The following is an 11,141-nucleotide window of genomic DNA, read 5'->3' on the forward strand; positions in this document are numbered from 1 at the left end:
TGAACCTTAATCGGTGTCCAAGATTACTTGACCAGTTCAAGCCCGCTCCCACATTGGGTCCGCGTTTATTCAGATATTTATCAGGGAGAATCAACAACATGGCCGTTACCTGCACCACCCTCGACGAAGTCCGCAGCAACATCGACCGCCTGGACCAGCAAATCGTCACCTTGCTCGCCGAACGCGGCCAATACGTCTCCCAGGCAGCGCGCTTCAAAAAAGACACCGACAGCGTCAAGGCCCCGCAGCGGGTTGAACAGGTCATCGCCAAAGTGCGCACCTTGTCCAATACCGTGGGCGCCAACCCGGACGTCACCGAACAGGTCTATCGCGCCATGATCGCGGCGTTTATCCAGCAGGAATTGGCTGAGCACGCGGCGCTATCGACATAACACCCAACACCCTTCTCACTTCCCTTTCACACCACCCCGACAATCCTCTATCTAGACTTCTCCCATCAGCCGGTAACCGGCCAGGGAGTTCGTCATGTGGCGGTATGCGGTATTGCTGTGTTCGGTGATGTGGCTGGCGGGTTGCCAATCAACCCATCAGGACTTATTGGCCAAAGGTTATCCACCGGCCTTCGCCGATGGCTTTGACGACGGTTGCAGCAGCGGTCGTCAGGCCGCTGGGGTGATTACCGGGGAGTTTCGCAAGAACGTTCCGCGTTATCTGCAAGACCGCGAGTACGCCGAAGGTTGGGAAGACGGCTTTCGCCAGTGCAAGGCCATGCGTGAAAACGAAGAGCTGCGCGACTACAAGGACAAGCACTGGGACGACCGTGAGCGCGCCTGGCAGCACGAGAAAGACCGCGATGCCGCCAGGGCCTATCGTTCGCAATAGGTCGCTTTCAGACATCCATTGAAACTAAAGCGCGGCAATTATGGCCGAAACTCCATTGAGGGAGAGTGTCATGAGCCGAGCTTTTGTGAATGAGGACAACGCCGCCGCCCAGGCTGATAAGCCGGTGGAGCGTCAAGTCAGCGATCAGCCCAACCGTGTCACTGCGCAAGGGTTAGCGCAGTTGCAAGCCAAGGTTGCGCAATTGCAGCACGCCTACAGCCTCGAATCAGCCAAAGGCGATAAACAACGCCAGGCCGATCTGGAGCGAGACTTGCGCTACTTCAACCTGCGGGTGCTGAGCGCCCTGGTCGTACCGCTGGCCACCTCCAGCGAGAAGGTGCAGATCGGCAGCTGGGTGACTTTCGCCAATGAGCAGGAGGCGCAGCAGCGTATTCAGTTGGTCGGTGAGGACCAGGCTGACGCTGCGGCGGGCCTGATAAACTGGGGGTCGCCCCTGGGCCGCGCATTGCTCGGGGCCCAGGTGGGTGACGAGGTGCTGTGGAAGCGCCCCGTCGGCGATCAGTTGATCGACGTGTTGCGCATCGACCCTGAGGTTTAGACGATGCCTTGAGCCAGCATCGCATCGGCCACTTTCACGAAGCCGGCGATGTTCGCGCCCTTCACGTAGTTGATCCGGCCGTTTTCTTCGCCGTAGTGCACGCACGCGTGGTGGATCGACTGCATGATGTTATGCAGCTTGCTGTCCACTTCACCGGCAGTCCACAGCAGGCGCATGGCGTTCTGCGACATTTCCAGGCCGCTCACGGCCACGCCACCGGCGTTGGACGCCTTGCCCGGGGCGAACAGGATGCCCGCTTCGATAAAGATATCCACAGCCGCCAGGGTGGTCGGCATGTTGGCGCCTTCGGCCACGCAGAGGCAGCCGTTGCGCAGCAAGGTGCGAGCGGCGTCGGCGTCGAGTTCGTTCTGGGTCGCGCAGGGCAGCGCGATGTCGCAGGCCAGCTCCCACGGGGTCTGGCCCTTGCGGAATTCCAGGCCGAAACGCTCGGCCAGTTCGCTGATGCGACCGCGCTGGACGTTTTTCAGCTCCAGCAGGGCCGACCACTGTTCTTCGGTCAAACCGCTTTCGGCGTACAGGGTGCCTTCCGAGTCGGACAGGGAAATCACTTTGCCGCCCAGGTCCATGACCTTGCGCGCCGCATATTGCGCCACGTTGCCGGAGCCGGATACCGCCACGCGCTTGCCTTCAACCCGCAGGCCGTCGCGCTTGAGCATTTCTTCGGCGAAGTAGACGCAACCGAAACCCGTGGCTTCCGGGCGGATCAGGCTGCCGCCGTAGGTCATGCCCTTGCCGGTCAGCACGGAGGTGAACTGGTTGCTCAGGCGCTTGTACTGGCCAAACAGGAAGCCGATCTCGCGGGCGCCCACGCCAATATCGCCGGCCGGCACGTCCACGTCGGCGCCGATATGGCGGTACAGCTCACTCATGAAGGACTGGCAGAAGCGCATGACTTCGGCGTCGCTCTTGCCCTTGGGGTCGAAGTCCGAGCCGCCTTTGCCGCCGCCCATGGGCAGTGAGGTCAGGGAGTTCTTGAAGGTCTGTTCGAAGGCGAGGAATTTCAGCACGCCCAGGTTCACCGACGGGTGGAAGCGCAGGCCGCCTTTGTACGGGCCGATGGCGCTGTTCATCTGGATGCGGAAACCGCGATTGACCTGGACCTTGCCATGATCGTCCACCCACGATACCCGGAAGGTAATCGCCCGTTCCGGCTCGCAGATACGCTCCAGGATACCCGAGGTCAGGTAATGCGGATTGGACTCTAGAAACGGCCACAGGCTGCGTAGGACTTCTTCTACAGCCTGGTGGAATTCTGGCTGGTCCGGGTCGCGTTTCTTCAGGCGGGCAAGGAAGGATTCGACGGATTCGATCATGGAAAAGTCTCGGCAAATTGATTGTTTTTAAATGAGATTGGGCCGGACTTTATCAATTCATGTCGCACTGCGACAGGGCAAAATGTCGCCTTTGTGAATTTAAATGGTGCATTTGATATAAATAAACCGGAAATCCAGGGCTTTCATGCACCCAAACGGGGATCGCAGACCCCGTCTTTGCACCCGTATCGACGCCAGCTCAAGCCGCGCCCGGACTCACCGCCTCAATGGCCACACGCGGCAGGCGCCTGATACCAATTGAACTTGAGAAAACCACGACTCAACTCGTCGATGAGGGATCTGTCGACTTCGTCGGCAATGCCATTTTTATCCACGTCGATATCAGAGAATGTGTCCAGCACATGGTCGCCGTCGCTGTCATAGGCCGCGGCTTTATAGGTGGTGACGGTTCGCCCGTTGAGTCCCAGTTGCTCGGTGAACTCCAGCCGCACGCTACTCGGTTTGCCGTCGCTACCGAAGTGCTCGACCGAAAGGGTCAGGATCCGCCGCATCAGGGCGTGCTGATTAAGCCATTTGAGCTTGAGGAAGTCGTCAGCGAACTGCTTGAGCATGAACCTATCCTGCACGCTCGGATTGCCATCGAAGTCGATGTCGCCAGCACACTGGACATCGACTTTTGCATCACCGGTCAGATCGACCGCCAGGGCATGATGGATCAACTGGTCAGGGGCCGAACCCTGCTTCTGGTAAAAATAGAGGTTCACGGTGTCGATTTTGTCGTTTCCGCTTCGATCCTGGCCGACCACTGTCAAGTAACGCATACCCCTGCTCCTCCATAAGTAATAGCCGCTCATGCTAGAGATTGGGGCTGGCGCGTCACAGGTATCGAGCTCGCTGGAGCCCGTCGGAAAAGCCGACACGGCTCGCCCCTCGAAACGCCAAACCGCACGCGAAAAAAAACGGAGCCCGAAGGCTCCGCTTTTTCAAACCACCAACCCGAATCAGGCCAGTTTTTTGTGACGCACGCGGTGCGGCTGCGCAGCAGCATCGCCCAAGCGCTTTTTACGGTCCGCTTCGTACTCGGTGTAGTTACCTTCGAAGAACACCGCTTGCGAGTCGTCTTCGTACGCCAGGATGTGGGTCGCGACGCGGTCGAGGAACCACCGATCGTGAGAGATCACAATGGCGGCGCCCGGGAAGTCCAGCAGGGCTTCTTCCAGGGAACGCAGGGTTTCAACGTCGAGGTCGTTGGACGGTTCGTCGAGCAGCAGGACGTTGCCGCCCTCTTTCAGGGTCAGGGCCAGGTGCAAGCGACCGCGCTCACCACCGGACAGGTCCTTGACGAACTTCTGCTGGTCGCCGCCCTTGAAGTTGAAACGACCGACGTAGGTACGCGACGGGATTTCATAGTTGCCGATGCGGATCTGGTCGGAACCGTCGGAAATCTGCTGGAACACCGTCTTGCTGCCGTCGAGGTCTTCGCGGCTCTGGTCGACACAGGCCAGTTGCACGGTTTCGCCGATCTCGATGCTGCCGGAGTCCGGGGTTTCCTTGCCCATGAGCATGCGGAACAGTGTGGATTTACCCGCACCGTTACCACCAATAACGCCGACGATCGCGCCTTTTGGCATGGAGAAGGACAGGTTGTCGATCAACACGCGGTCGCCATAGCCCTTGGACACGTTCTTGAACTCGATGACCTTGTCACCCAGGCGCGGACCGGCCGGGATGTAGATCTCGTTGGTTTCCGAACGCTTCTGGAATTCCTGCGACTGCATTTCTTCAAAGCGTTGCAGACGTGCCTTGGATTTCGACTGGCGGGCCTTGGCGCCTTTGCGCACCCACTCCAGTTCTTCCTTCATGGCTTTTTCGTGGGCCGATTGCTGCTTGGATTCGGCGGCCAGACGGTCGGACTTGGCTTCCAGCCAACCGGAGTAGTTGCCCTCGTAAGGGATACCGGCGCCACGGTCGAGCTCGAGGATCCAGCCGGCAACGTTGTCCAGGAAGTAACGGTCGTGCGTGATCGCAACCACGGTGCCCGGGAAGTCGTGGAGGAAATGTTCCAGCCAGGCGACGGAATCGGCGTCCAAGTGGTTGGTCGGTTCGTCGAGCAGCAGCATGTCGGGGGCCGACAGCAACAGGCGGCACAGGGCCACACGACGCTTCTCGCCACCGGACAGGAATTCGACCTTGGAGTCCCACGCCGGCAGGCGCAGTGCGTCGGCGGCGACTTCCAGCTGGCGCTCCAGGTTGTGGCCATCGCCCGCCTGCAGGATGGCTTCGAGCTTGGCCTGTTCAGCGGCCAGTTTGTCGAAGTCGGCGTCTTCGTCAGCGTAAGCCGCGTAGACCTCATCCAGGCGCGCCTGGGCGTTCTTGATAACGGCGACGGCTTCTTCAACCACTTCGCGCACGGTCTTGGTCGGGTCCAGGATCGGCTCTTGCGGCAGGTAGCCGATGTTCAGCTCGGGCATCGGGCGGGCTTCGCCTTCGAACTCGGTGTCGACGCCGGCCATGATTTTCAGCAGCGTGGACTTACCCGAACCGTTGAGGCCGAGCACGCCGATCTTGGCGCCAGGGAAGAAGGACAGCGAAATGTTTTTCAGGATTTCCCGCTTCGGCGGAACAACTTTTCCCAGCCGATGCATGGTGAAGACGTATTGAGCCATGGTGAACCTAGCGTCAGTGACTGATGAATTAAGCGGGCGAAGCCCGTGTCAGGCCATGCGCCGCGCGGGCCGTTGACGATAATCAATGCCTGCGTGCGGAAAAAAGCCTGAATGTCTGGGGCTGGAACGCCCTCGCGTAACCGGCAAAGCTACCTGAATGCGCTTGGTCAGTCCAGCCAAGCAGGGCTGGCACTTTGCCACAACTCAAGGCATGCTAGCCGCCCTTCGGCGTCCGGCTTATAGTGCGTGTCGCACGCCAGTCCAGCCAACCCGCAGGATCACAGCTTGTCCAAAGTCACGCCGCCCACTCCTCTGCGCGCCGCTCACATAGCGCCGGGAGCACCCCTGCACGGCACCTTGAAAGGCGCATTGGCGACGCTTGTCCTCATGTTGCTCGCCTTATTGTTCTGGCAGTTGCTGGACCAGTTGCAGCAAAACCAGAAAAACCAGCAGCAATACACCATCGATTACAGCGCCGACCTGGCTGAACAGATCAGTCTGAACATGGCCCTGAGCGCAAAAATCGCCCTGAACCTGCTGCCGATGGTCGAGCCGCCGCGCAACAACGAACAGCAACAAGCGCTGATGCACACCTTGCAACGTTCCCTGCCGGAGCTGCGCAGCATCGCCCTGCTCGCCCCCAGCGGCGCCCTCATCAGCGACAGCGCCAGCGACAGCCAGGACGCCGCTTGGCTTGAAGAGCTGGTGCAGCGCAGCCATTCCCAGCCTTATTACCTGAGCAACAGCAGCGACGGCACGATCATCTACCTGTTGCTGCACCAGCCCAGCGGCGGCTCACGGGTCTATTGGGCGCTGCGCCTGGCCCCCAGCTATCTCGTCAGCCTGACCCGCCAGGACGGCCAGGGCCAGCGGCCGATGTGGGCCATCGAGAACCGCCTGAACCACCGCGTGGTCAGCCGTGACAGCGGCATGCCAGCCCAATGGGCCACGGCCCTGACCCCGGACGAACTGAACAAAAGCGTACTGGTCACCCCCCTGAGCAAAAGCGACTGGCAATTGCGCGGGCTGTTCGATCGCACCGCCGTGCTGGAAGAACTGCTGCCGGCGTTCATCGGCAAGTGCCTGCTGGGCCTGGCGTTCTCGCTGATCCCGGTGCTCGTGCTGGTCAACATGCGCCGTCGCCAGCGCCAGGTGCACGAGGGTCGGCGGCGCTACCAGGACATTTTCGAAGGCACCGGCGTGGCCCTGTGCGTGCTCGATCTGTCGGGGCTCAACGCGTTTTTCGACAAGGCCCGCCTGCAAACCCGCGAGCAGTTGCACGACTGGCTGCAAGGCAACCGTGAGCAGCGCCAGCAACTGCTGCGGGAACTGCGCATCACCGAGGTTAACCAGGTCGCGGTGCGCCTGCTCAACGTCGGCTCGTGCGAAGAGGCCTGGGAACGCCTGATCGATGATTGCCCGCGCAACGCCACGGCCATTGGCTACCAGGTGCTCGAAGCGGTCCTGACCGAGCAGAAGCAACTGGAGCTGGAAATCCAGCTCAACGACGTCGCCGGCAACGAACAGTACCTGTGGCTGGTGATGCGCCTGCCGGAGCAGCAGGACGACTTCAAGGCGGTGATCCTGAGCATCAGCGACATCACCAGCCGCAAGCTGATCGAGCTGTCGCTGGTGGAACGCGAGAGCTTCTGGTCGGACGTGGTGCGCACCGTGCCCGACCACCTGTATGTGCAGGACGTAATCAGCCAGCGCATGATTTTCAGCAACCACCACCTGGGCCACACCCTCGGCTATAACAAGGCCGAACTGCAGCAAATGGGCGAGTACTTCTGGGAAATCCTGCTCCACCCCGAAGACGCCGAGCACTACCACGACCTGCGCCAGCAGCAGCGCCAGGCCGGCTATTCGACGCAACTGCAATGCCAGCTGCGCTTCCGCCACCGCAACAACCAATGGCGCCGCTTCGATATCCGCGAGCAGGCCCTGGCCCGGGACAAGGCGGCGCAAGTCACGCGCATCATCGGCGTGGCCAAGGACATCACCGACCAGATCGAAGCCAGCGAATCCCTGCGCGACAGCGAGCAGCGCTACCGCATGCTCGCCGAAAGCATCAGCGACGTGATCTGCTCCACCGACAGCCAACTGGCCCTCAACTACATCAGCCCCTCGGTCAACGCCGTGCTGGGCTATGACGTGGACTGGGTGTTCAAGAACGGCTGGCAGTCGATCATCGCCAACCCGCAGCAACTGACCGGCATCTATAGCCTGGTGGAGCAGGTCAGCCGCGCCCTTGGTGACACCGAGGCGCTGGCCAAGCTGCGCGACGCAGCGCAAACCCAGCTGTTCCTGTTTGACTGCCTGCGCGCCGACGGCCGTAAGGTGCCGATCGAGCTGCGCCTGGTGCTGGTGTGGGATGAACACGGCACCTTCGAAGGCATCCTCGGCGTCGGCCGCGATATCAGCCAGCAACGCCGCGCCGAGAAAGACCTGCGCATGGCGGCCACGGTATTCGAACACTCCACCTCGGCGATCCTGATTACCGACCCCGCCGGCTACATCGTGCAGGCCAACGACGCGTTCAGCCGCGTCAGTGGCTACAGCGTCGCCGATGTGCTCGACCAGTTGCCGAACATGCTCACCGTCGACGAGCAACAGGAAGCCCATCTGCGCTACGTGCTCAAGCAGTTGCACCAGCACAGCACCTGGGAAGGCGAAGTGTGGCTCAAGCGCCGCAACGGCGAGCATTACCCGGCGTGGGTCGGCATTACCGCGGTGTTCGACGACGAAGGCGACCTGGCCAGCTACGTGTGCTTCTTCAGCGATATCAGCGAGCGCAAGGCCAGCGAGCAGCGCATCCACCGCCTGGCCTATTACGACGCCCTGACCCACCTGCCCAACCGCACGCTGTTCCAGGACCGCCTGCACACCGCGTTGCAGTCGGCCGAGCGGCAGAAGTCGTGGGTGGTGCTGATGTTCCTCGACCTCGACCGCTTCAAGCCGATCAACGACTCCCTGGGCCACGCCGCCGGCGACCGCATGCTCAAGGAAATGGCCACGCGCCTGCTCGGTTGCGTCGCCGAAGACGACACCGTGGCGCGCATGGGCGGCGACGAGTTCACCTTGCTGCTGCAACCGCGCATCAGCCGCGAAATGGCGCTGAACCGTGCGATCCACGTGGCCGAGCAGATCCTCGCCAGCCTGGTGAAGCCGTTTGTGCTGGAAGGCCGCGAGTTTTTTGTGACCGCCAGTATCGGCATCGCCCTCAGCCCGCAGGACGGCAATGAGCTGAGCCAGCTGATGAAAAACGCCGACACCGCGATGTATCACGCCAAGGAACGCGGCAAGAACAACTTCCAGTTCTACCAGGCCGACATGAACGCCAGCGCCCTGGAACGCCTGGAGCTGGAAAGCGACCTGCGCCACGCCCTGGACCAGAACGAATTCGTGCTCTATTACCAGCCGCAGTTCAGCGGCGATGGCAAACGTTTGACCGGCGCCGAAGCCTTGCTGCGCTGGCGTCACCCGCGTCGCGGGCTGGTGCCGCCGGGGGACTTTATCCCGGTGCTGGAAGAACTGGGCCTGGTGGTGGACGTGGGCGACTGGGTCATCAGCGAAGCCTGCCGCCAGCTCAAGACCTGGCACCAGAACAAGGTGCGCGTGCCGAAAGTCTCGGTGAACATCTCGGCGCGGCAGTTCTCCGACGGCCAACTGGGCGAGCGCATCGCCAGTATCCTGGAAGACACCGGCCTGCCGCCGGCGTGCCTGGAGCTGGAGCTGACCGAAAGTATCCTGATGCGCGAAGTCAACGAAGCCATGCACATCCTCGACAGCCTGAAAAACCTGGGTTTGAGCATTGCCGTGGATGACTTCGGCACCGGCTATTCGTCACTCAACTACCTCAAGCAATTCCCCATCGACGTGCTGAAGATCGACCGCACCTTTGTCGATGGCCTGCCGTCTGGCGAGCAGGACGCACAGATTGCCCGCGCCATTATCGCCATGGCCCACAGCCTGAACCTGGCGGTGATCGCCGAAGGCGTGGAAACCCATGAGCAGCTGGACTTCCTGCGTGAGCATGGTTGCGATGAGGTGCAGGGCTACCTGTTCGGGCGGCCGATGCCGGCGAGTCGGTTTGAGGCGCAATTCAGCAATGATGCGCTGTTCATGTTTGATTGAGACTTTGTGGTGAGGCTGCTGGCCTCTTCGCGGGGAAGCCCGCTCCCACATTCGACCGCATTTCAAAGATGGAACTCGGTCAAGTGTGGGAGCGGGCTTGCTCGCGAAGAGGCCATCACAGCTGCCACTTATCCCCAGATGAGCCCCACTTGTCCGCGACATGATGTCCTTTCATATGCCATCTAAAACCCATTGGGTTAGAATGCCCTCCTTTTCTGCCCCCGATCCTTGAGGACCGCCATGTTCAGCCGTGATTTGACTATTGCCAAGTACGACGCCGATCTCTTTGCCGCCATGGAGCAAGAAGCCGTGCGCCAGGAAGAGCACATTGAGCTGATCGCTTCGGAAAACTACACCAGCCCAGCGGTCATGGAGGCTCAGGGTTCGGTTCTGACCAACAAGTACGCCGAAGGCTACCCAGGCAAGCGCTACTACGGCGGTTGCGAGTACGTCGACGTGGTTGAGCAGTTGGCCATCGACCGTGCCAAGGAACTGTTCGGCGCCGATTACGCCAACGTCCAGCCACACGCCGGCTCCCAAGCCAACAGCGCCGTGTACCTGGCCCTGCTGCAAGGCGGCGACACCATCCTGGGCATGAGCCTGGCCCACGGCGGTCACCTGACCCACGGCGCCAGCGTTTCTTCCTCCGGCAAGCTGTACAACGCCGTTCAATACGGTATCGATGCCAACGGCCTGATCGACTACGACGAAGTCGAGCGCCTGGCGGTCGAACACAAGCCGAAAATGATCGTGGCCGGTTTCTCTGCCTACTCGCAGATCCTGGACTTCCCACGTTTCCGCGAAATCGCTGACAAGGTTGGCGCCTACCTGTTCGTCGACATGGCCCACGTGGCCGGTCTGGTCGCCGCTGGCGTCTACCCGAACCCGGTGCCTTACGCTGACGTAGTGACCACCACTACCCACAAGACCCTGCGCGGTCCACGTGGCGGCCTGATCCTGGCGCGCGCCAACGCCGACATCGAGAAGAAGCTGAACTCCGCCGTATTCCCAGGCGCCCAGGGTGGCCCGCTGGAGCACGTGATCGCTGCCAAGGCGATCTGCTTCAAGGAAGCGCTGCAGCCTGAGTTCAAGACCTACCAGCAACAAGTGGTGAAGAACGCCCAGACCATGGCTAGCGTGTTCATCGAGCGCGGTTTTGACGTGGTGTCCGGCGGTACTGAAAACCACCTGTTCCTGCTGTCTCTGATTAAGCAGGACATTTCCGGTAAAGATGCTGACGCCGCTTTGGGCAAAGCCTTCATCACCGTGAACAAAAACTCCGTGCCGAACGACCCACGTTCGCCGTTCGTCACCTCCGGCCTGCGCTTCGGCACCCCGGCTGTGACCACTCGTGGCTTCAAGGAAGCAGAGTGCAAGGAACTGGCTGGCTGGATCTGCGACATCCTGGCCGACCTGAACAACGAAGCCGTGATCGACGCGGTCCGTGAGAAGGTCAAGGCCATCTGCAAGAAGCTGCCGGTGTACGGCGCTTGATTGCAGTTGCTTGAATGAAAAGCCCGGCTCTTGAGCCGGGCTTTTTTATACCCGATCCCAACTTGAAATACGGTCACCTGTGGGAGCTGGCTTGAACTGGCCTAATGATTTTGGACACTTCAATCGGGCGCTATGATAGCGCCCAAA

Annotated in this window: 8 protein-coding genes; 5 read left to right on the top strand and 3 right to left on the bottom strand. The window is 60.9% G+C overall.

What is annotated here, in order from left to right; all coding sequences use genetic code 11:
* Positions 1-98: 98 nt before the first annotated feature.
* From NUV89_RS23085 to NUV89_RS23095, 3 genes are all read left to right on the top strand, one after another.
* Entirely contained in the window at positions 99-392 is a 294-nt protein-coding gene (locus NUV89_RS23085) for a chorismate mutase (RefSeq protein ID WP_257783138.1), read from the top strand.
* A gap of 94 nt (positions 393-486) precedes the next feature.
* The gene (locus NUV89_RS23090) at positions 487-843 is read left to right on the top strand and encodes a hypothetical protein (RefSeq protein ID WP_257783139.1); all 357 of its coding nucleotides are present in this window, start codon (positions 487-489) and stop codon (positions 841-843) included.
* Between the two features lie 70 nt (positions 844-913).
* Complete coding sequence (locus NUV89_RS23095; protein ID WP_257783140.1) at positions 914-1,402, top strand: GreA/GreB family elongation factor; 489 nt, start codon at positions 914-916, stop codon at positions 1,400-1,402.
* Here the strand turns inward: NUV89_RS23095 and gdhA are convergent.
* The 3 genes from gdhA to ettA form a co-directional block, all read right to left on the bottom strand.
* Entirely contained in the window at positions 1,399-2,736 is a 1,338-nt protein-coding gene (gene gdhA, locus NUV89_RS23100) for an NADP-specific glutamate dehydrogenase (RefSeq protein ID WP_257783141.1), read from the bottom strand. The two genes, NUV89_RS23095 and gdhA, sit on opposite strands and share 4 nt — an antisense overlap.
* Positions 2,737-2,960: 224 nt before the next feature.
* Complete coding sequence (locus NUV89_RS23105) at positions 2,961-3,518, bottom strand: hypothetical protein (protein WP_017737426.1); 558 nt, start codon at positions 3,516-3,518, stop codon at positions 2,961-2,963.
* Positions 3,519-3,698: 180 nt separating this feature from the next.
* Entirely contained in the window at positions 3,699-5,363 is a 1,665-nt protein-coding gene (gene ettA, locus NUV89_RS23110) for an energy-dependent translational throttle protein EttA (protein ID WP_257783142.1), read from the bottom strand.
* Positions 5,364-5,648: 285 nt separating this feature from the next.
* Between ettA and NUV89_RS23115 the strand changes: the two genes are divergently transcribed.
* Positions 5,649-9,500, top strand: coding sequence for an EAL domain-containing protein (locus NUV89_RS23115; RefSeq protein ID WP_308220200.1), 3,852 nt, complete (start codon positions 5,649-5,651; stop codon positions 9,498-9,500).
* 240 nt (positions 9,501-9,740) lie between these two features.
* Positions 9,741-10,994, top strand: a complete 1,254-nt coding sequence (glyA, locus tag NUV89_RS23120) for a serine hydroxymethyltransferase (protein ID WP_065910203.1) — start codon at positions 9,741-9,743, stop codon at positions 10,992-10,994.
* The last annotated feature ends 147 nt before the right edge of the window (positions 10,995-11,141 follow it).

Origin of the sequence: Pseudomonas sp. 18.1.10, from assembly GCF_024655625.1 — a bacterium.
Lineage (GTDB): Bacteria > Pseudomonadota > Gammaproteobacteria > Pseudomonadales > Pseudomonadaceae > Aquipseudomonas.

Bases quoted from the DNA above. Each gene is read 5' to 3' on its own strand.
- NUV89_RS23090 (WP_257783139.1), top strand. From the start codon at position 487: ATGTGGCGGTATGCGGTATTGCTGTGTTCGGTGATGTGGCTGGCGGGT.
- NUV89_RS23095 (WP_257783140.1), top strand. From the start codon at position 914: ATGAGCCGAGCTTTTGTGAATGAGGACAACGCCGCCGCCCAGGCTGAT.
- NUV89_RS23085 (WP_257783138.1), top strand. From the start codon at position 99: ATGGCCGTTACCTGCACCACCCTCGACGAAGTCCGCAGCAACATCGAC.
- ettA (WP_257783142.1), bottom strand. From the start codon at position 5,363: ATGGCTCAATACGTCTTCACCATGCATCGGCTGGGAAAAGTTGTTCCG.
- glyA (WP_065910203.1), top strand. From the start codon at position 9,741: ATGTTCAGCCGTGATTTGACTATTGCCAAGTACGACGCCGATCTCTTT.
- NUV89_RS23105 (WP_017737426.1), bottom strand. From the start codon at position 3,518: ATGCGTTACTTGACAGTGGTCGGCCAGGATCGAAGCGGAAACGACAAA.
- gdhA (WP_257783141.1), bottom strand. From the start codon at position 2,736: ATGATCGAATCCGTCGAATCCTTCCTTGCCCGCCTGAAGAAACGCGAC.